Genomic DNA, 18,188 nt, shown 5'->3' on the forward strand with positions numbered 1-18,188 from the left:
AACTTATCCTGTCAATCGCGATAGTCCCGCTCCAGCGAGTCCAGGATGCGCGCGCCCGCCATGAATACCGCGATGGGGCAGGCCGCGAACAGGATCTTGCCCGGAAGTCCTGGATAAGCGGTCAGATAATGCATGCCGCGCTCGACCGCGCCCAGGCCCAGGCCATAGATGACCAGAAATGCCTCGAACTTCGACTTGATCGTGAACAGGGCGACCAGGCGGGACCACATGGGGGCGTTACACCACCGGATGGCCCCGCCGCCAAGGGTCAACCGCTTGCCAAATTGAGACAGTCCAGCTCGCTCAGCAGGGCAGTGCGCGCGGCCTCGATCTTTGCGACCAGGGCAGGATCGCCGATCTCGGTCGGATCGATTGCCTCGGACCAATGCGCCTCGATTACGGCGGCGATGCGGTCGAGCCGGGCATGGTCGATCAGAAAGCGCTGGTCGACGGTCGCGGGATCGGCGACGACGCGCAGGCGCAGGCAGGCGGGGCCGCCGCCATTGGCCATCGATTCGCGGACGTTCACGACCTCCAGCCGCCGGATCGGCCCGTTGCCTGCGACATGCTCCTGAAGCCAGGACCAGACGGCCGCATTGTCGCGCGCCTCCTGCGGCAGGATCAACGTCGACTGGCCGTCGGGCGGTGTCACCAGCTGGGCGTTGAACAGATAGGAGGCGATCGCATCCTCCAGGCTGACCCGGTCGGCGGGCACCTCGACGATCTCGACACCGGGCATGACGCTGTGCAGATCGGCATGGAAGCTGTCGCGGTCGGCAAAGGCCTGCTCATGCGCGAACAGCACACGCTCGTTCGCGACGGCGACGACATCGTTGTGGAATGCACCGGCGGCGATCGCTTCGTCCGACTGGCGGGCGAAGAGCACGCGGTCGGGTGACAGGCGGTGGCTGCGCGCCACCGCCTCGCAGGCTTCGCGATGCTGACGCGCCGGGAAGGGGCCGCCGCCCTCGCCATAGACGAAGACTTCGACGCCGGGATGGTCGTGGCCGCTGCACAGTCGCATGTGATTGGCCGCCCCTTCGTCGCCAAACGGGGCGGGCACCGGCGGGTGCACGACGAAAGCGGGATCGGCGAAAATCGTCCGCAGCTGCACCAGCGTTGCGGGCCACTCATGGCTGCGATGGGGCATGGTCAACAGATTGGCGACGGTCAGGTGGCAGCGTCCGTCGCGTGCATCGGGCGCGGGCGAAACGGTTGCGGCGTTTGCCGCCCACATGGCCGAGGCCGACAGGCTTCGCGCCTTCAGAACCGGCGAGGCGCTCTGATAGTCGGTCGCCAATTGCTTCAGCCAGGGGTGATCCGGTCGGGGATGCGGCAGCAATATGCCCTGCACCAGCCCCAGGTCGAGGTTCGCGCGCATCTTCGCGATCCCTTGAAGCGCGGCGGCGCGGGGGTGCGACGTCTTTCCCGCATTGCGCGTGGCGGCAAGGTTGCCGTGACTGAGCCCGGCATAATTGTGGCTCGGCCCGATGATGCCGTCAAAGTTGATTTCTCTTAGCATGATACTCACCGATCGATGTGCAGGACGGTGTCGTCGATCATCAGGTCGAGCGTCCGTGCCGTTTCCTCGGAAACGATGATCCCGTCATCGCTCTCCCGTATCTCGCCCAGCGCACAGCGGAAGTCGGTCAGCTTCCCTACCGCGACCAAAGCCTCGCGTCCCGGCTGGGCCTCGATGCCCACGACGCGGCTCTCGCGCGCGTCGCGGATGGTGCGGACCTGGTCGGTTCGCGCCGTCATGGTCGGGCCACCGTCGAAGATGTCGATATAATGCTCGAAGGCGAAGCCCTCATTCTCCAGCATCCGCATCGCCGCCCGGCCGGAGGGGTGAGGCAGGCCGATCGCCGCCCGCGCGCCTTCGGTCAGCATGGCGGTGTAGATGGGATGCTTGGGCATCAGGTCGGCGATGAACTGATGGCCGTGGATCGCATTGAACTCGTCGGCTTCCTGGAACGTCATCCCGAAGAAGCGGCCCGCAAGGCCATCCCAGAAAGGTGATCCCCCCGCTTCGTCGATGACACCGCGCAATTCGGCCAGCACGCGGTCGGCGAAGCGCGGGCGGTTGGCGCGCATGAACAGATAGCGGCTGCGGGCGAGCAACAGGCCAAGACCGCCCGCCCGCTCGCCGGGATGCAGGAACAGCCCACCGACCTCGCTCGCGCCCTCCAGGTCGGTCGCCAGCGACAGCATCTCGGCGCGGAAGGTCCGGTCCAGCTCACGACTATGCTGGGTCAGCGTGCCGATGCGATAGCTGTAGAAGGGATGCTTCTGCCCGACATGGGTGAAGATCTGACAGGTGCCACGCACCTCGCCGGTCGCCCCGTTCTCGAGCATCAGGACGAACAGTTCGTCCCTGACCTTGCCGTCGCCTTCGCCCGCAAATGCCGCATGGCTGCGCGCGAGCTTGGCGGTCAGCGCCTTGCGGTCGGGGGGCAGGTTGGTGAAGCCGCCGCCGGTCAGCTTGGCCATTTCATAGAGGTGGCGCAGGTCACTATCGACGGCGGGGCGGATGCGAAAGCTGCTCATGCGGCGCCTATGATGCGCAGGATGGTCAATGCCGACAAGCCCGCGCGCTCGGCCAGACTGTCGATCAGCATATATTCCTCGGCCGAGTGGATCGCGCCGCCTCGCACGCCCATGGTGTCGACGACGGGCACCCCCGCCGCCGCGATGTTGTTGCCGTCGCACACGCCGCCGGTCGCGCGCCAGCCGATGGTGAGGCCCAGATCGGCACCCGCGCACCGCACCGTCTCGAACAGCGCGGCCGCGCCATCGTCGATCGGTTTGGGCGGGCGATTGAAGCTGCCATGGACCTCGACGCTGACGTCATGGTCGGCGGCGATCCGCTCGGCGATGGCCTTCATCGCGGCGCCGGTACGATCAATGGCGGCGAGGGCGCGGGGGCGGAAGTTGACGTGCAGGATCGCCAGGTCGGGGACGACGTTGTTGGGTCCGCCGCCATCGATCCGCGCCGGATTGACGGTGATGTCATCGGCGGCCAACTGCGACAGCTCGAGCGTGATCCGGGCGGCGGCGACGATGGCGTTGCGGCCTTCCTCCGGGTTGCGGCCCGCATGGGCGCTTCGCCCGCGCACGACGATGGTGAAATTGCCCGTGCCGCCTCGTGCGCCTGCCATCGTACCGTCGGGCAATGCGGGTTCATAGGTCAGCGCCGCGACCTTGCCGCTGGCGCATTTCGCGATCAGCGCGGCGGACGAGGCGGAACCCGTTTCCTCGTCCGAGTTGATGAGGACGTCATATCCGAACCCTCCGGCCGCAGGACTGGCCTCGACCGCCTTCAACGCGGCGAGCAGCACCGCCAGCCCGCCCTTCATGTCGGCGACGCCCGGCCCGCCGAGCCGGTTGTCGTCGATCCGCGTCACCGCCTGGAAGGGATGATCGATGGGATAGACGGTATCCATGTGGCCGGTGAACAGCATCCGCCGGGGCGCGTCCGGACGGACGGACAACAGCAGGTGGCGGCCATGGGGCAGCGGGGCGGGCTGGCCATCGCTGCCGATCCGCTCGACCGATTCGGGCTCGACCATGGTCAGGTCACCCGGCAGCGTCCCGAAATGGTCGGCCAGCCGGTCGGCCATCGTCGCCAGTCCGGCGATGTTGCGCGTTCCGCTGTTGATCGCCGCCCAGTCCTCGACCAGCGGCAGCATGGGGTAGGCGGCGGCGGACTCTACGGCGTCTCGCTCGATCGTGTTCAGTCTCTCCATGGCCGACAACCTAGGCCAAGGAAGCGGCAAAGGTGAACCCCGTCGCCGAAATTAGAAGCTGTATACCACCGAGGCGCGGGTGATCGTGTCGGTCGTCCGGCGGCCGATCGGCGGCTCGCTTTCATATTGGACATTGTAGGACAAGGCGGCCGAGAGCGGCCCGAACAGCTTGGCATTCAGCGCCGAGTTGGTGCTGACCGTGCTGTTGAATTTCTGGACATAGGCCGAGGCGTTCTGATTGAACGTCATGGCCGGGGTCAGCTTCCATACGAAGTTCAGATTGCCACGAGCCGCCAACGCGCTTTCGATCCGGCCGTCGGTGAACTCGGTATGCCGGAACGCCGGGCCCAGTTCGACGTCCAGTGTCATGCGTGGCTTGCGGATGGCGCTGTAACCAGCACCGCTCGATGCGGAGAAGCGGTTGAAATAGCCCAGGAACCGATCGCTCTCATACTGGGCCGCGCCGTAGACGTAGTTGTTCGCGTTCAGTTTGAAATTCGGCTCGTAGGACGCGACATAATGTTCGCGGCTGACGACATTTGCGCTTTCCTGATAATCGCCCTGCAGGTGCACCTTGTGCCGCCAGCGCAGCCCCTCGCGCGTGAGGTCGACGATCCCCGTCAGGCCAATATTCTGGCTGTTGCCGGTGGTCGCAAAGCCACCCAGTTCGATCCGGCCATGCCACAGGTCGAAGAAGGTCGCCTCGCGCAGCGTCCGGCTGCGGCTGGCGGTCTTTTCGTCGCGCCAGACATCGGCCATCGCGTCGATCGCGTCGGCGGCCTCGGGCACCGCGTTGCGGGCATAGCGGACGACCGTGGTGATGTCGTTCTCGTTCCCGCTGGCGATCGCGGCCTCCAGCATCGCGCGGATCTGGGGCGGGATCAGTGCGGGGTCGGGATCATTCGGCTCGGCATTGGCAAGCAGGCCCAACGCCATCGGGATCAGGAGCAGCCGCGTCTTCATGGCCCCGAGCCTTAGCCCTTCGCCCCGTCAGCGGAAATGGCACGGTCGCCATGCGGTGCGGCGAAATGCTCCGCGAAGACGACCAGCAGTTCCTCGTACAACGCCTTTTTGAACGGTACGATCATCGCGGGCAGCGTCACCGGCTCGGCCCAGCGCCAGGCGCGGAATTCGGGATGCTCGGTGTCGATGCGGATGTCGCCGTCCCCGCCCAAAAAGCGGTAGAGGAACCAGATCTGTCGCTGGCCGCGCCACTTGCCCTTCCACACCTTGCCGATCATGTCCTCGGGCAGATCGTAGGTGAGTTCGCGCGGTGCACGGGCTATCAGCTCGACCTTGTCGGCGGTGACGCCGGTTTCCTCGAACAGCTCGCGCAGGCCCGCCGCATCGGCGTCCTCGCCGGGATCGATACCGCCCTGGGGCAGCTGCCACGCCTCCAGCGTCGAATCGATCCGCTGGCCGACAAAGACGCGGCCGTCGCGGTTCATCAGGATGACGCCCGCGCAGGGGCGATAGGGAAGGTCGGTCATCATCATTGTCCCATCGGGCTGATGCCCTGCGCCTCCACGATCATGGCCTTCAACGCAAGCAGGAAAGCGGAAAGATCGGCCACGCCGGACGGGATCGCTTTGCGCAGCGTCGCAAAGCCGTGGATCGTGCCGCGCGCTTCGCGGAAGGTCACGGCGACGCCCGCCTTGGCCAGCGCGGCGGCATAGGCACGCCCTTGGTCGCGGATCGGGTCGCATTCGGCGGTCATGATGACGGCGGGCGGCATTCCGGCCAGTTCTCCGCGCATGGGTGCCGCGCGCACATCGCCCAGATCGGCGGCGTAGCAGGCAACGAACCAGTCGAGCATCGCGCGGGTCAGGAAATACCCCTCGGCAAAGTCCCGGAGCGACGGATGCGCGCGCGCCATGTCGGCGGCGGGATAGAGCAGCCCTTGCGCGATCACCGGCACGGCGGCGGGCCGGTCGCGAAGCGCCATGGCGGTGACGGTGGCAAGTGTCCCGCCCGCGCTGTCGCCGGCGACGATCAGTCCGGTGGTGCCCGGTTGCCCGGCCAGCCAGCGTGCCGCCGCTTCGCAATCCTCCGGCGCGGCGGGCCAGGGATGTTCGGGGGCGAGGCGATAGCCGACGGATACGACCGGCAGGTCGAGTGCGCGCGCCATTTCGGCAGCGAGCGGCGCATGGGTGTCGATATCCCCGATCACGAACCCGCCGCCATGAAAGAACAGCATCACCGGTCCGGGCTCGCGCTGCTCCCGTGCGTCGAACCGCCGTGCGGGGATCGGCTCTGCCGGGCCCGCTATCATGAAGCTGTCGTCCGTTCGGAGTGGGCCGATCGGCGGATCGGTCAGGTCGCGGGCGGCGCGCATCATCTGGCGGGCGGCCTGAGGCCCCAATTCCTCCTGAGGCGGGCCGGGAAGGCGATTATAATAGCCGAGGAAGCGCGCGACATCGTCGCGCAAGTGGGGCAGCGGGGCCGTGGCCCTCCTATCGCGGGTCATGGCTTCCTACCTAGGGGCGATGATCCATGTCGTCCATCATCCCGCCTATGTCACCGAGGCATCGGCGCGTTCCACCTATCGCTGGGGCAAGAATGGGGCGATCCGCGATCTGCTGCGGGCAAAGGGCGATGCGGTGGCCTGGACCGAACCGGACTTGGTCCCGCCGCTCTGGCTGGAGGCGGTGCACGACCCGGATTATGTCGCCGAAGTGCTGGAGGCGCGGGTGCCGCCCGACAAGACGCGGCGGATCGGCTTTCCGATCACCGCGCAGGTCGCGCACCGTGCGCGGGCGGTGCCGGGCGGGACATGGACAGCCGCGCTGCTGGCGCTCCGCCACGGCTTTGCCGCCAACACCGCCGGGGGCAGCCATCATGCCTTGGCGACCACGGGCGCAGGCTATTGCGTGTTCAACGATCTGGCGGTGGCGGCGGTGCGGCTGGTCGAGCAGGGCGTCGTCGGACGTGTGGCGATCGTCGATTGCGACGTGCATCAGGGCGACGGAACCGCCGCACTGACCGCCGGGCGGCCTGATATCGTCACCTACTCCATCCATGCCGACAAAAATTTCCCGGCGCGCAAAGCCCGGTCGACGCTGGACGTCGGCTTGCCCGACGGGGTCGACGATACGGGCTATCTGGCCGAGTTGGAGGCGACGCTGGTGCCGTTCCTGGACGAGCATCGCCCGGACCTCATTCTGTATCAGGCGGGCGTCGACCCATTCGTCGAGGATCGGCTGGGAAGGCTGGCGCTGACCCAGGCGGGGCTGGTCGCGCGTGAGACGCTGATCGCTGACCTGGCGCTGACGCGGAGCCTGCCGCTCGCGAGCACGGTCGGTGGCGGCTATGGCGATGACGTGATGGCGATCGCCGAGCGCCATGTGACGGCGATCCTGACTTTGGGTGAAAAACTGTCCCATCGGAACCCCGCGGGGGCCGAAGCGTAGCGGCTGGATGACAGCATCTCCCACGATCCTGTGGTTTCGCCAGGATCTCCGCCTTCACGATCAACCGGCTCTCCTCGCGGCGGCGGAGTCGGGGCCGGTCATTCCGGTCTATATCCTCGATGACGAGACGCCGGGCGACTGGCGCATGGGGGCGGCGCAACGCTGGTGGCTGCATCACAGCCTGACCTCGCTGACGAAAGATCTGAAGGACCTAGGCGGTCGCCTGATCCTGCGGCGCGGCAGGGCGGTCGATACCCTGCGCGCGCTGATGAAGGAGACGGGGGCAACCGAAATTCACGCCATCCGCCATTACGAACCCTGGTGGCGCGAGGCAGAGGAATCGCTCGATGATTGCCTGACCCTGCATGACGGCAATCATCTGGCGCGGCCGGACCTGGTGACGACGGGCAGCGGCAAGCCGTTCCGTATCTATTCCGCATTCTGGAAGGGTTTGCAGGGCCATTTGCCCCCCGAGCACCCGCTCGATCCGCCTGAGACGCTCGATGCACCCGCGCATTGGCCGAAGAGCGAGAAGCTCGCCGACTGGTCGCTGCTGCCGACCAAGCCTGACTGGTCGACGGGCTTCGACCAAGACTGGACGCCCGGCGAGGCGGGGGCGCGTGAGCGGATGGCGAATTTCGGCGCCAAGGCAGTTGCCTACGACACCGCGCGCAACATGCCGTCCGAGGAGGGCAGTTCGCGCCTGTCGCCGCATCTCCATTTCGGCGAGGTGTCGGTGCGCGCCGTATGGCACTCGCTGAACCGGCGGGGCGATACCGAGACGTTTCGCAAGGAACTGGCCTGGCGGGACTTCACCGACGGCGTCGTCATGGCCATGCCTCAATACGCGGATCGCAACGGGCGCGATACGTTCGACTCGATGCCATGGCGCGGCGGTGCGGAGGCCAGGAAGGACCTGACGGCGTGGCAGACGGGCCGCACCGGCTATCCGATCGTCGACGCCGGAATGCGTCAGCTCTGGGCCACGGGATGGATGCACAACCGGGTGCGGATGATCGCCGCCTCCTTCCTTATCAAGCATCTCCTGATCGACTGGCGTGAGGGGGAGCGCTGGTTCTGGGACTGCTTGATCGACGCCGATTACGGAAACAACGCGGTCAACTGGCAATGGGTCGCGGGGACGGGCATCGATTCGAATATGTTCGGCCGGATCATGGCGCCGCTCAGCCAGTCCGAGAAATTCGATGCCGGGGACTATATCCGCCAGTGGGTGCCGGAGTTGAATGACGTCTCCGACGCCGCGATCCATGATCCGGAAGAGGCAGGGTGTCGGCCGAAGAGTTATCCGGCCAAGATCATCGGCCACCGCGAGGGCCGGGAGCGGGCCTTGGCTGCGGCGAAGAAGATGCGGGGATAGCGTATGGCGTACGCTTCGACTTCGCTCGGCGTGAACGGCTGTTTGAATAAATCCCGCCGCCGTTCAGCCTGAGCGAAGTCGAAGGCCACGGGATTCGTTCAACGCTTTTTCCGGCAAGCATCCGAACAGTAAACCACCTGTTCCCAATCCCGCGCCCATTTCTTGCGCCAGCTGAACGGGCGTCCGCAGGCCGGGCAGGTCTTGCTCGGCAGGTTCTCCTTGCGGACGCCGTTGGGCATCAGCGCGGCTCGGCGTCGAGGAAGGCGGCGACGTCCGCCAGGTCGACCGTCTTGTCGAGATAGGTCTGCCCGATCCCGCGCGCGAGCAGGAAGGGCAGGGTGCCCGCCGCCATTTTCTTGTCGTGCTTCATGTGTTCGACCAACGTCGCGGAGGCTGCATCGATCCCGGCGGCGGCGAGGCCATCGGGCAGGCCGATCGCCCGAAGATGCGCGGCGACCCGTTCGGCATCCTGTCGCTCGCAAAGCCCCTTGCGCACCGAATAGCGGAAGGCGAGCGCACAGCCCGCCGCGACGCCCTCACCATGGAGCAGCCGGTCGGAGAAGCCAGCTTCCGCCTCCAGGGCATGGCCGAAGGTGTGGCCCAGATTGAGCAACGCCCGGATGCCGTTCGTCTCATGCTCGTCCGCCGCCACGATCCGCGCCTTGGCCGCCACCGAATGCGCGATGGCATAAACCCGCGCGTCCGCATCGCCCGCCAGCAGGGCCGGCGCATTCGCCTCGCACCATTCGAAAAAGGAGAAGTCGTCGATCAGGCCGTATTTGACCACCTCGGCATAGCCCGCCCGCACCTGGCGCGCAGGCAAAGTGTCGAGCACATCCGGATCGATCAGCACCATGGCGGGCTGATGGAACGCGCCGATCAGGTTCTTGCCTGCCGAGGTGTTGATCGCGGTCTTGCCGCCGACCGACGAATCGACCTGCGACAACAGGGTCGTCGGAATCTGCACGAAGCGGCAGCCGCGCTTGACGATCGAGCAGGCGAAGCCAACCAGATCGCCGATCACCCCGCCGCCGAGCGCAATGACATGATCCGCCCGCTCGACACCGAGTTCGAGCAGTCGGTCGCAGACATGCTCCAGCATCGCCCAGCTCTTGGTCTTCTCACCCGGCGGCAGGATGATCGCCTCGCTGGCGACCCCGGCGGCCTCCAGCGACGCCCGCAGCACCGCCAGATGCTGCCGGACATTCTCGTCCGTGACGATCGCCATACGCCGCCCGCGCGACAGGGGGGCGAGATATTCGGCAGCGCGGGGAAGCAGCCCCGCCTCGATATGGATGGGATAGCTGCGGTCGCCGAGCGACACGGTGACGGTCTTCATCGTCCGATGGCTTTCAGGATGGCGTTGACGGTGGCCTCGTGCGGACCCCGCTTGCTGGAGACATGGATCGGCGCGAGCGCGTAGATCGGGTTGCGCACCGCCGACAGCTCGCGCAGCACCTTCAGCGGATCCTTGCCACGCAGCAGCGGCCGGGTGTCCCGCCGCTTGACTCGCTCGGCCAGCACCTCGGGGCTGGCATTCAGCCAGATGGCGGTCGCCTGTTCCAGGATCAGTGCGCGCGTCTCGTCATTGATGAATGCGCCGCCGCCGGTCGCGATCACCTTGGGGCGGCCATCGACCAGCCGCGCGATCACGCGCCGCTCGCCGTCGCGGAAATAGGGTTCACCATAATGTTCGAAGATTTCGGGGATGCTCATACCGGCGGCCTGCTCGATCGCGGTGTCGGCATCGACGAAGGGCACGCGCAACCGATTCGCCAGACGGCGGCCCACGGTCGACTTGCCCACGCCCATCAGACCGACGAGCACGATGGGCGACCCGTTCCAGCTTGCATCTACAGGGTTGTGGCTTTGCAACATTGCGCTCTGCGCTATACAGCGGGCGGGCGCCCGGCAACACCGGCCGGGCTTTCACGGGTCCATTATAAGGTTTTGCGTTTCATGTCCCGTACGGTCGTTTCGCTCATCGTCCTCCTCGTCATCGTCGTCGGAGGGCTGTTCCTGCTCTCGGGCCGGGCGACCGAACGGCCGACCACCCAGGTCGAAAAGGCGGTCTCGCTTGGCAACCTGCAATAAGCGGGGGGGCGTCTTTCGCCACCTGCCCAGGGCCGTCGCCCTGCTGATGGTCGGGGCCGCAGCCATTGCGGCGGCCCAGGACCGTCCCGAATCACTGCTGCCCCCCGGCTTCGGCCAGCCCGCCGCGCAACCCAGCGTCCGGCCGGGCCCCCGGTCGACGCCGCGTGCCGCGCCCGGTGCCGCTGTCGGCGCTGTGCCCGCCGCGACGCCGACGCCCGCGTCGACCCCGGTGCGTGCCGATCCGGTCGGCGCGCTTATCGAATCGCTGAGCACGCCGATCCCGACGCCTACCCCGTCGCCGACCCCCACCATGGATGCCGCCACGCTGGCCGAATATGAGCTGCCCTCCTCGGCGCGGCGCTCGCTGGCGGTGGTCGGTCCCTCCGGCCCCCGCGAAGGGGCGCTGGACCAGAGCATCTTCGCCGGTGCCGATGGCCGTGTCGCCGAGATACTGATGCGGCGATTGTCGGCACCGCTGCCGTCGCGCTGGACCTCGATCCTGTTACGCCGCGCGCTTGCCACGCACATGATGACGCCGCGCGGGGTGAACGGCGCGGATTTCGCCGCCGAGCGCGCCTGGCTGTTGCTGCGCATGGGCGAGGCGGAGGTGGCGCGCGCCGTCGTCCAGTCGGTCGATCCGCGCAATTATACGCCCAAGCTCTATCAGGTCGCGATGAACGCGCTGCTCGCGTCCAGCGACCCGGCGGGGCTTTGCCCGCTGGCCGATCGCGGCAGCGCGGTGACGGGACTGAACGGCTATCGACTGGCGCAACGCTGGTGTGCGGCGCTGACCGGCGATGGCGCGCGGGCCACGGCGACCGTCCGCCAGATACGTCGCCAAGGGGGCGCCGAGGATTTCGACCTGAAGCTCGCCGAAAAGCTGATGGGAGCAGGCTCCGCGCGCAAGGCGGTGAGCGTCGATTGGAGTGGGGCCGACCGGCTGACCGTCTGGCGTTTCGGTCTCGCCACCGCGACGGGTGTGACGGTGCCGCCGGACTATCTCTCCTATGTCGGGCCGCAGGTGCGTGGATGGCTGGCGACCTCGGCATCCGTACCCGCGACCGAGCGGGCCGGGGTGATCGATCAGGCCGCGAGCATGGGCGTGCTGTCCAACGCCGCGCTGGTCGATTTCTATTCGGCCCTAGCCGACGACGATCAGGCCAGCCGCGCGCAGTCCGCGATCGGCAACGACCTGCGTAACGCCTATGCCGCGGCGGACGAGGGCCAGCGGCTGTCGGCGATCCGTTCGCTTTGGGGCGACGAGGCGCGTACCCCTTATGGGCGACTGATCCTTACCGCTCGTGCAGCGGCGCGGTTGCCGGTGATGAGCGACGGTCGCGAGGCTGACGGGCTGATCGCGTCGATGCTGTCCGCCGGGCTGGACCGCAGTGCGGCGCGCTGGCGTGAGGCGGTGAAGCGGGACAGCGATGCCTGGGCGATGATCGTGCTGAGCGACCCCGACCAGCAGGGCCAGCTGGGTTACGACCAGGTGACGGGCTATAGCGCCGATGCCTTGAAGCAGCGCATGTTCTTCGCCGGACTGGCGGGGCTGGGGCGGCTTTCCCGCGCGGATATCGAAAAGGGTGCCGAAGCCCTCGACGTGCGGGTCGGCCAGCGCAATGCCTGGACCGAAGCGCTGGATCAGGCCGTGGCGGACGAACAGACCGGCATGGTTGTCTTGCTGTGTGCGGTCGGGATGCAGACCGGCGACTGGCGCGGGGTGCCGCCCCAGGCGCTCTATCGCATCGTCGAGGCGCTTCGCTCGGTCGGGCTGGATACCGATGCGCGGATGATCGCGGCGGAGGCGATCGCCCGGACATGAACATGCGCGACGCCGCGCTGGTCGACCGCTTTCTGGAGATGATGGCGGCGGAGGCTGGCGCGGCGGGGAATACGCTGGCCGCCTATCGATCGGACCTGCGCCTCGCCGCCGAGGCGATGGACGGGCTGGCCGATGCCGATGAGGCGGCGCTGCGGGGACTGGCGGAGGGCTGGACGTCGCTCGCCAATGCCACGGTCGCCCGCAAGGCGGCGGCGTTGCGACGTTTCTATGCCTTTCTACTGGAGGAAGGGTTGCGCCGGGATGATCCGGCGTCCGTCCTGCCGCGTCCCGGCCAGCGGCGGGCATTGCCCAAGATCCTCAGCCATGCCGATATCGATCGGCTGTTTGCCGCCATTACCGATCGGACGGGCGCGGCGCAGCCCAGTGCGAACGACCTGCGGCTCGCAGCGCTGGTCGAGCTGCTCTATGGTTCGGGCCTGCGGGCCAGCGAACTGGTCGCGCTACCCCGCAACGCCGTCCATCCCGATCGGCCCTTCCTGATCCTGAAAGGCAAGGGTGGCGTCGAGCGGATGGTGCCGATCTCCGATCGGGCGCGGGTGGCGGTGGCGGCGTGGCGGGTGCACGTCCCGGCCGACAAGATTTGGCTTTTCCCCGGCGGCAAGCGGCATCTGACCCGCATCCGCCTCTATCAGCTTATCAAGGCGCTGGCGGCGGAGGCGGGTATTCCGCCCGACCGGGTCAGTCCGCATGTGTTGCGCCATGCCTTTGCCACGCATCTGCTCGGCGGCGGCGCCGATCTGCGCGCCGTGCAGGCGATGCTCGGCCATGCCGATATCGCCACGACCGAAATTTATACCCATGTCGAGGCCTCCCAGCTGGTCGAACTCGTCAATGCCAAGCACCCGCTCGTTGATTTTCGGGACAAGCGCCCTTAGGCGCTAGGCCCATGTCAACGACCTTCCTCGATTTCGAGAAACCGATCGCCGAGCTTCAGAGCCGGATCGACGAGCTGCGCGACACGACCGCCGAAGGGACTGTCGATATCGGCGCGGAGATCGCCAAGCTCCAGGCCAAGTCCGACAAGCTGCTGCGCGATACCTTCGCCAAGCTGACCCCGTGGCAGAAGACGCAGGTCGCTCGCCATCCGCAGCGGCCGCACTTCAAGCATTATGTCGCGGGGCTGTTCGACGAGTTCTTGCCACTGGCGGGTGACCGCGCATTCGGCGACGATCAGGCGATCATGGGCGGCTTTGCGCAGTTCCGCGGCCAGCGCGTCATGGTGCTGGGCCACGAAAAGGGCGAGGATACCGCTAGCCGCCTTCGCCACAATTTCGGCATGGGCAAACCCGAAGGCTATCGCAAGGCGATCCGCCTGGTCGAGCTGGCCGATCGCTTCGGCCTGCCGATCGTGACGCTGGTCGATACCTCGGGCGCATTCCCCGGCATTCAAGCCGAAGAACGCGGCCAGGCAGAGGCCATCGCGCGGTCGACCGAAGCCTGTCTGGCGGCGGGCGTGCCGGTCGTCTCTGCGATCGTCGGCGAGGGTGGCTCGGGCGGTGCGGTGGCGCTGGCGGCGGGCAACCGGGTGCTGATGTTCGAGCATGCGGTCTATTCGGTCATCAGTCCCGAAGGCTGCGCCTCGATCCTGTGGCGTACCGCCGATAAGGCGGCCGAAGCGGCCGAGGCGATGCGCGTTACGGCGCATGACCTGAAGAGCTTCGGGGTGATTGACACGATCGTGCCCGAGCCGGTCGGTGGTGCTCATCGCGATCCCACGGGCGCGATCGTCAATCTGGGCGATGCGGTCGCGAAGGCGCTCGGCGAGTTGAGCGGCGTTGGCCGGGACGAATTGAAGCGCGGCCGCGCCGCCAAATTCCTGGCGATGGGACGGCTTTAAAACTTAGATTGCTTTGGCTCACGGTGTTACGGGCCGGCCATTCAAGGACCGGCCCGTAGGTCGAAGTATCATTGTCGGCGTTATTCGATGGCGCAGCGGCCAACGCCGAGACTTTTTACTTCGCCGTACCCATCTTCGTGCTGACGCTGGTGAAGGTGGTGTTCAGGTTGGTGCCGAGGGTCTTCATCGCGCCGATGGCTGCGACGGCGATCAGGGCGGCGATCAGGCCGTATTCGATGGCGGTCGCGCCCTTGGTGGTCTTGAGAATCTTGCGGATGGTGGTCATTCCGGTCTCCGTTGCGTCTTGTTTCATTCAATCACCCGGCTGCCCCGGAGTGCCGGTACAGCTTGCGGCTGTTTAGCCGTGTAGTGGTTGAAGAAGGCTTAAAGCGCGGTGGCGGAGCCGTAATTCTAACGGTTTACCGAAATCAGTCGGTCGGCAGCCAGCTAGGTCAGCTTTTGCAGGTTCAGGCCCATTTGAGAAAGACTGGCCAATATGGCCATTATGACGATGGCGACGATCAATCCATATTCCACTGCCGATGCGCCGCGCCTGTCGGCAAGCAAGCGTAGCAGGTCGTTCAGGATCGTCTGCGCTTTCATGACATCCTGATATGGTCGAGTAAGGTTAAGAAAGCATGGATATGTCGCCCTCGCTTCCCCTGTTCCCCGTCGTCGCGGCCGCTCTGATCGACGTAGAAGGGCGCGTGCTGTTGCAGCAGCGGCCGGCGGGCAAGGCGCTGGCGGGGTTGTGGGAGTTCCCGGGCGGCAAGCTGGAAACCGGGGAGACCCCCGAGGCAGCACTTATTCGCGAGTTGCATGAGGAACTTGCCATCACGGTGGCGCCCGATGCGCTGGAACCGGCGGGGTTCGCGACCGAGCCGTTGCCCGGTCGCCACTTGCTTCTGTTGCTCTACGTCGTTCGGTCCTGGTCGGGCACGCCGGTCGCGCTGGAGGCGAACGGGCTGATTTGGTGTCCGCCCAACCGGATGGGCGCGTGGCCCATGCCGCCCGCCGATGAGCCTCTCGTGCGCCAGCTTGTCGCCTATTTGGCGGACAGCACGAGTTCGGAGGTCGCGCCCGACAGCGGCACGGTGTAGCCGCCCCGCTCGAACGTACCGCGCGCGGGGCGATAGGCACGGCCGCCCGCTATCGTCGTCTCGACGAACAGCCGCGCAGCGGGGGTGTCGGCGGTCGCCGGATCCAGGGTCAGGCGCACCGCGCCGGTCGCGGGATCGTAATCGACCCCCTTGATCTTGCCCGCCTCCATCGTCAGCCACAGGCCGACGGGCGCAACGAAGACGCGTGCGCGCGCCCCGTCATGCGGTTCGACATGAACCCGCCCGCCGCTCTGCGACAGATTGCCGCCATAGGACAGCCAGCCCAGCGTCGGATCGTTCACCACATAGGTCGCGGCGGCATAGGCATGACCGAAAAAGCCCATGCCGTAATCGCCGCTATACGGATCCCACCCCATCCGGTCGGGCCAGCTATGGAAGGCGGCGGAGGACGCGCCATTCTGGTCGATGTTGGTGATGCCCCCCAACAGCCCGCCATAGGCGACTCGCAGCAGGTGCATGTCGGAGGGATTGCGGCGGAAGGAATCGAACAGCGGGACAGCGTTCAGTGTCGATCCATAGTGATGGATCTGCCGTTCCAGCCGAGGATATTTGCCGCCGTACAGGAAGTCCCAATAGCGCCGGGCATTGCCGTTATAGCCCCAGTGCGGGATCGATGGGTCATAGCCCAATATGACCTCACGCGTGACATCGGCCTGCGGGCCGTAGCCGAAATAGCGCATCCAGGCATAGACCTCGGCCTGGCCGGTCGAGTCCCATGCCATTTCGCTGCCGAATGGATATTGCAGGGTGCGCCAATGGTCGGCGCGGCCCTTCATCAGCCGCTCGACCTCCGCGGCCTTGGTGCTCCAGCCCTCGCGCTTCAGGTCGGTCAGGATGTCGACGAAGACATCGCCCTCCATCAATCCGAACTGCGCATAATGCGGCGCGTCGCGCATCATTGCGACGATCGTCTGGTACGCATGGTCGAGATACCAGTCCCAGCCATGCACCTTCGTCAGGCCGGGATGGTTGCGGGCAATCCGGTAGAGCGCCCAATGCCCGGCTGCGACATGCGGATAATTGTACGCACGGCCCAGATCGTCGGCCTGGCTCTTCTTCCACGAGGTCCAGCTCTGCCAATCCTTGGCGGGTTTGTAGAGGTGGGGGAAGGCGACCGGGTCGTAATAGAACAGGCTCTTCTTCACGCCGCCCGCATGAGGCCCGTCGGCCACCTGGAGGCGCCCGACGACAGTCTTGTCGACCAGTTCCTCGATGCGAGCGATCTCTGCCGCATTTTGATTGTCGAGTTGTTTCATCACCGCCGCGACCCAGCTTCCTGCGCCGCCCTCGTCGCTCATGCCGGAAATCCAGACGCGGGGATCGGCGGTGACGATCCGGTTAGCCTCGCGGTCATAGGTGAGGATGGCGGGCGTGCGGCCGAACGGATCGCCCTTGCCCTCGAACCACTGTTTCGTCGTCGAGAAGCGACCGAGATCGGCCATGGTCTGCTCCAGCGGCTTGGTGACAAAATACTGGACCGTCTGGACCTGACCATCGGCATAGGTGAGGGTCAGGCGCGCCCGGCCCCATTGCCGCCCGCGCACCGACAGGCGGGTCCAGCCCGGTTTACCCGGCGCTCGGGTGACGTCGAGCGCCCCGGCGGGATAGCTGGCGATGCCGGTGATCGCGGATGGCGAGCGGACGAACAGCGTCGCGTCGAGATCGGTCGGCACGACATAGCCGGGCACGCCGACCACGACGGGTCGCCCCTGCTCGCTCAGCGTTGGCTCGATCGCGCGGATCGTTGGCGCGGTGACGAGGCGCAGGCCGATCGTGCGGCTCTGGCCGGGCGTGAGCGTAAAGCTGGTCGGCTCGTTCCATTGGGCCCCCGCCTTCTTCCAGTCCATCTGGGCATAGGCGGCGCTGGCGATGGTCCAGTCGTAAAAGCCCTCCGAGGTCTGCTCGCGCGGGCTCGCCTCGGCGATCACCGCCTTGCCGCTCGTTTCGCTGACCGTGGGGATCGGGACATAGGCCTCCAGCGGCGTCTTACCTTCGGGCAGGACGAGAAGCGCGGGACCGGCACCGTTCAGCCGCGTGACCTGCACATAGCCCGCATCGCGGCCGATATAGGGATCGGCGAAGCTCGCCTGCGCATGGGCCTGCTCCAGCGTGCGGTCGGTGATGATGTTGTCGAACACCATTGGCAGCCCCAGACCACCGACCTCGATCGGCGTGTTGGAGGTGTTGGTCAGCGTGAAGCGCAGGGCGGGGGTGCCCTTCTCATTCACCCATTCGCGGACGATGCGAAGCGGTAGGCCCGTGCCCATCGAAGCACTGATGTCCGCCGCCGCAAGGATGGAACCCCGCACGGGGAGGGGGCGCACCGGCTGTCGCTCATGCGATGACGAATAGTCCTGCCATGCGCCACCGACTTGGCGCAGCCGCAAATGGATGTCGCCCAGATGGTTGTAACCATTGCCCGCACGTTCCTTGGCGCGACCGATCGGCAGGAAGTCGAAATTCGGCGTGGCGACCGGGGAAAGGCCGCGGGCGGTCTGACTGGCGGGATCGAGGATCAGCCGGAACGCGCCTACCCGAAAGCGCGCGGATGACGCGCCTTTTTGCGAGTCATTGGCGGTCTTCCGCGCGGTCGGACGATCCGCGCAGTGCGCACTGGCCGCGATCGAGAGAAGAGCCAGCGTGACGGGCAAAAGACGGGTAAGGCGTTGGCGCATGACGATAGAATTCCTGACCTTGGGGAGCTCTTCGGTGGACCATCGCAATTGACCCCCTCCCGTTCGGCTTATATTGGTATACAG

20 protein-coding genes are annotated in these 18,188 nt (G+C 66.5%); 7 read left to right on the forward strand and 13 right to left on the reverse strand.

What is annotated here, in order from left to right; translation table 11 throughout:
• Positions 1-11: 11 nt before the first annotated feature.
• From AC1GI4_RS01290 to AC1GI4_RS01320, 7 genes are read right to left on the reverse strand one after another with little or no spacing between them, the layout of a single operon-like run.
• Positions 12-230, reverse strand: coding sequence for a hypothetical protein (locus AC1GI4_RS01290; RefSeq protein ID WP_042482538.1), 219 nt, complete (start codon positions 228-230; stop codon positions 12-14).
• Between the two features lie 38 nt (positions 231-268).
• Positions 269-1,522, reverse strand: coding sequence for an N-succinylarginine dihydrolase (locus AC1GI4_RS01295; RefSeq protein ID WP_479628267.1), 1,254 nt, complete (start codon positions 1,520-1,522; stop codon positions 269-271).
• Between the two features lie 5 nt (positions 1,523-1,527).
• Positions 1,528-2,547, reverse strand: coding sequence for an arginine N-succinyltransferase (locus AC1GI4_RS01300; protein ID WP_479628268.1), 1,020 nt, complete (start codon positions 2,545-2,547; stop codon positions 1,528-1,530).
• A complete protein-coding gene (locus AC1GI4_RS01305) occupies positions 2,544-3,746 on the reverse strand; it encodes a hydrolase (protein ID WP_479628269.1) in 1,203 nt (400 codons plus the stop codon). Before AC1GI4_RS01305 ends, AC1GI4_RS01300 begins: the two co-directional genes overlap by 4 nt.
• Before the next feature lie 51 nt (positions 3,747-3,797).
• Entirely contained in the window at positions 3,798-4,709 is a 912-nt protein-coding gene (locus AC1GI4_RS01310) for a DUF481 domain-containing protein (RefSeq protein ID WP_433910516.1), read from the reverse strand.
• A gap of 11 nt (positions 4,710-4,720) precedes the next feature.
• Positions 4,721-5,236, reverse strand: coding sequence for an RNA pyrophosphohydrolase (locus tag AC1GI4_RS01315; protein WP_479628270.1), 516 nt, complete (start codon positions 5,234-5,236; stop codon positions 4,721-4,723).
• 2 nt (positions 5,237-5,238) lie between these two features.
• Positions 5,239-6,213 (reverse strand): alpha/beta hydrolase, encoded by a 975-nt coding sequence (locus AC1GI4_RS01320; RefSeq protein WP_479628271.1) that lies wholly within the window; start codon positions 6,211-6,213, stop codon positions 5,239-5,241.
• Between the two features lie 19 nt (positions 6,214-6,232).
• Between AC1GI4_RS01320 and AC1GI4_RS01325 the strand changes: the two genes are divergently transcribed.
• Positions 6,233-7,156, forward strand: coding sequence for a histone deacetylase family protein (locus tag AC1GI4_RS01325; protein WP_479630323.1), 924 nt, complete (start codon positions 6,233-6,235; stop codon positions 7,154-7,156).
• A gap of 7 nt (positions 7,157-7,163) precedes the next feature.
• Positions 7,164-8,534 (forward strand): cryptochrome/photolyase family protein, encoded by a 1,371-nt coding sequence (locus AC1GI4_RS01330; RefSeq protein ID WP_479628272.1) that lies wholly within the window; start codon positions 7,164-7,166, stop codon positions 8,532-8,534.
• Between the two features lie 98 nt (positions 8,535-8,632).
• Here the strand turns inward: AC1GI4_RS01330 and AC1GI4_RS01335 are convergent, their stop codons facing one another.
• From AC1GI4_RS01335 to AC1GI4_RS01345, 3 genes are read right to left on the reverse strand one after another with little or no spacing between them, the layout of a single operon-like run.
• The gene (locus AC1GI4_RS01335) at positions 8,633-8,773 is read right to left on the reverse strand and encodes a DUF2256 domain-containing protein (protein WP_294274887.1); all 141 of its coding nucleotides are present in this window, start codon (positions 8,771-8,773) and stop codon (positions 8,633-8,635) included.
• Positions 8,773-9,873 (reverse strand): 3-dehydroquinate synthase, encoded by a 1,101-nt coding sequence (aroB, locus tag AC1GI4_RS01340; protein ID WP_479628273.1) that lies wholly within the window; start codon positions 9,871-9,873, stop codon positions 8,773-8,775. Before aroB ends, AC1GI4_RS01335 begins: the two co-directional genes overlap by 1 nt.
• Complete coding sequence (locus AC1GI4_RS01345; RefSeq protein ID WP_056437338.1) at positions 9,870-10,412, reverse strand: shikimate kinase; 543 nt, start codon at positions 10,410-10,412, stop codon at positions 9,870-9,872. Before AC1GI4_RS01345 ends, aroB begins: the two co-directional genes overlap by 4 nt.
• Positions 10,413-10,493: 81 nt before the next feature.
• Between AC1GI4_RS01345 and AC1GI4_RS01350 the strand changes: the two genes are divergently transcribed.
• From AC1GI4_RS01350 to AC1GI4_RS01365, 4 genes are read left to right on the forward strand one after another with little or no spacing between them, the layout of a single operon-like run.
• Entirely contained in the window at positions 10,494-10,628 is a 135-nt protein-coding gene (locus tag AC1GI4_RS01350) for a hypothetical protein (RefSeq protein WP_294274889.1), read from the forward strand.
• Positions 10,612-12,450 carry a hypothetical protein gene (locus tag AC1GI4_RS01355; RefSeq protein ID WP_479628274.1) on the forward strand — a complete coding sequence of 613 codons (1,839 nt, stop codon included), beginning with the start codon at positions 10,612-10,614 and terminating at the stop codon, positions 12,448-12,450. Before AC1GI4_RS01350 ends, AC1GI4_RS01355 begins: the two co-directional genes overlap by 17 nt.
• On the forward strand, positions 12,447-13,346 hold the full coding sequence (locus AC1GI4_RS01360; RefSeq protein ID WP_479628275.1) for a tyrosine-type recombinase/integrase: 900 nt from the start codon (positions 12,447-12,449) through the stop codon (positions 13,344-13,346). The genes AC1GI4_RS01355 and AC1GI4_RS01360 overlap by 4 nt, the downstream gene beginning before the upstream one ends.
• Positions 13,347-13,357: 11 nt before the next feature.
• Positions 13,358-14,308, forward strand: coding sequence for an acetyl-CoA carboxylase carboxyltransferase subunit alpha (locus AC1GI4_RS01365; RefSeq protein WP_479628276.1), 951 nt, complete (start codon positions 13,358-13,360; stop codon positions 14,306-14,308).
• A 115-nt stretch (positions 14,309-14,423) separates the two neighbouring features.
• Here AC1GI4_RS01365 and AC1GI4_RS01370 read toward each other — a convergent pair whose 3' ends face one another.
• On the reverse strand, positions 14,424-14,594 hold the full coding sequence (locus tag AC1GI4_RS01370; RefSeq protein ID WP_294275286.1) for a Flp family type IVb pilin: 171 nt from the start codon (positions 14,592-14,594) through the stop codon (positions 14,424-14,426).
• 161 nt (positions 14,595-14,755) lie between these two features.
• Positions 14,756-14,911, reverse strand: coding sequence for a Flp family type IVb pilin (locus AC1GI4_RS01375; protein ID WP_479628277.1), 156 nt, complete (start codon positions 14,909-14,911; stop codon positions 14,756-14,758).
• A 41-nt stretch (positions 14,912-14,952) separates the two neighbouring features.
• On the opposite strand from AC1GI4_RS01375, the gene AC1GI4_RS01380 reads away from it, so the two are divergent.
• Positions 14,953-15,408 (forward strand): (deoxy)nucleoside triphosphate pyrophosphohydrolase, encoded by a 456-nt coding sequence (locus AC1GI4_RS01380; protein WP_479630324.1) that lies wholly within the window; start codon positions 14,953-14,955, stop codon positions 15,406-15,408.
• On the opposite strand, the gene AC1GI4_RS01385 is transcribed toward AC1GI4_RS01380, so the two are convergent.
• Positions 15,354-18,104, reverse strand: coding sequence for a DUF5695 domain-containing protein (locus AC1GI4_RS01385; protein ID WP_479628278.1), 2,751 nt, complete (start codon positions 18,102-18,104; stop codon positions 15,354-15,356). The two genes, AC1GI4_RS01380 and AC1GI4_RS01385, sit on opposite strands and share 55 nt — an antisense overlap.
• Positions 18,105-18,188: the final 84 nt, after the last annotated feature.

It is taken from the genome of Sphingomonas sp. 77B (assembly GCF_056497825.1).

What these genes read in the sequence shown, in the direction of transcription:
- AC1GI4_RS01290 (WP_042482538.1), bottom strand. Translation starts at nt 230, where the DNA reads ATGTGGTCCCGCCTGGTCGCCCTGTTCACGATCAAGTCGAAGTTCGAG.
- AC1GI4_RS01295 (WP_479628267.1), bottom strand. Translation starts at nt 1,522, where the DNA reads ATGCTAAGAGAAATCAACTTTGACGGCATCATCGGGCCGAGCCACAAT.
- AC1GI4_RS01300 (WP_479628268.1), bottom strand. Translation starts at nt 2,547, where the DNA reads ATGAGCAGCTTTCGCATCCGCCCCGCCGTCGATAGTGACCTGCGCCAC.
- AC1GI4_RS01305 (WP_479628269.1), bottom strand. Translation starts at nt 3,746, where the DNA reads ATGGAGAGACTGAACACGATCGAGCGAGACGCCGTAGAGTCCGCCGCC.
- AC1GI4_RS01310 (WP_433910516.1), bottom strand. Translation starts at nt 4,709, where the DNA reads ATGAAGACGCGGCTGCTCCTGATCCCGATGGCGTTGGGCCTGCTTGCC.
- AC1GI4_RS01315 (WP_479628270.1), bottom strand. Translation starts at nt 5,236, where the DNA reads ATGACCGACCTTCCCTATCGCCCCTGCGCGGGCGTCATCCTGATGAAC.
- AC1GI4_RS01320 (WP_479628271.1), bottom strand. Translation starts at nt 6,213, where the DNA reads ATGACCCGCGATAGGAGGGCCACGGCCCCGCTGCCCCACTTGCGCGAC.
- AC1GI4_RS01325 (WP_479630323.1), top strand. Translation starts at nt 6,233, where the DNA reads ATGATCCATGTCGTCCATCATCCCGCCTATGTCACCGAGGCATCGGCG.
- AC1GI4_RS01330 (WP_479628272.1), top strand. Translation starts at nt 7,164, where the DNA reads ATGACAGCATCTCCCACGATCCTGTGGTTTCGCCAGGATCTCCGCCTT.
- AC1GI4_RS01335 (WP_294274887.1), bottom strand. Translation starts at nt 8,773, where the DNA reads ATGCCCAACGGCGTCCGCAAGGAGAACCTGCCGAGCAAGACCTGCCCG.
- aroB (WP_479628273.1), bottom strand. Translation starts at nt 9,873, where the DNA reads ATGAAGACCGTCACCGTGTCGCTCGGCGACCGCAGCTATCCCATCCAT.
- AC1GI4_RS01345 (WP_056437338.1), bottom strand. Translation starts at nt 10,412, where the DNA reads ATGTTGCAAAGCCACAACCCTGTAGATGCAAGCTGGAACGGGTCGCCC.
- AC1GI4_RS01350 (WP_294274889.1), top strand. Translation starts at nt 10,494, where the DNA reads ATGTCCCGTACGGTCGTTTCGCTCATCGTCCTCCTCGTCATCGTCGTC.
- AC1GI4_RS01360 (WP_479628275.1), top strand. Translation starts at nt 12,447, where the DNA reads ATGAACATGCGCGACGCCGCGCTGGTCGACCGCTTTCTGGAGATGATG.
- AC1GI4_RS01365 (WP_479628276.1), top strand. Translation starts at nt 13,358, where the DNA reads ATGTCAACGACCTTCCTCGATTTCGAGAAACCGATCGCCGAGCTTCAG.
- AC1GI4_RS01370 (WP_294275286.1), bottom strand. Translation starts at nt 14,594, where the DNA reads ATGACCACCATCCGCAAGATTCTCAAGACCACCAAGGGCGCGACCGCC.
- AC1GI4_RS01375 (WP_479628277.1), bottom strand. Translation starts at nt 14,911, where the DNA reads ATGAAAGCGCAGACGATCCTGAACGACCTGCTACGCTTGCTTGCCGAC.
- AC1GI4_RS01380 (WP_479630324.1), top strand. Translation starts at nt 14,953, where the DNA reads ATGTCGCCCTCGCTTCCCCTGTTCCCCGTCGTCGCGGCCGCTCTGATC.
- AC1GI4_RS01385 (WP_479628278.1), bottom strand. Translation starts at nt 18,104, where the DNA reads ATGCGCCAACGCCTTACCCGTCTTTTGCCCGTCACGCTGGCTCTTCTC.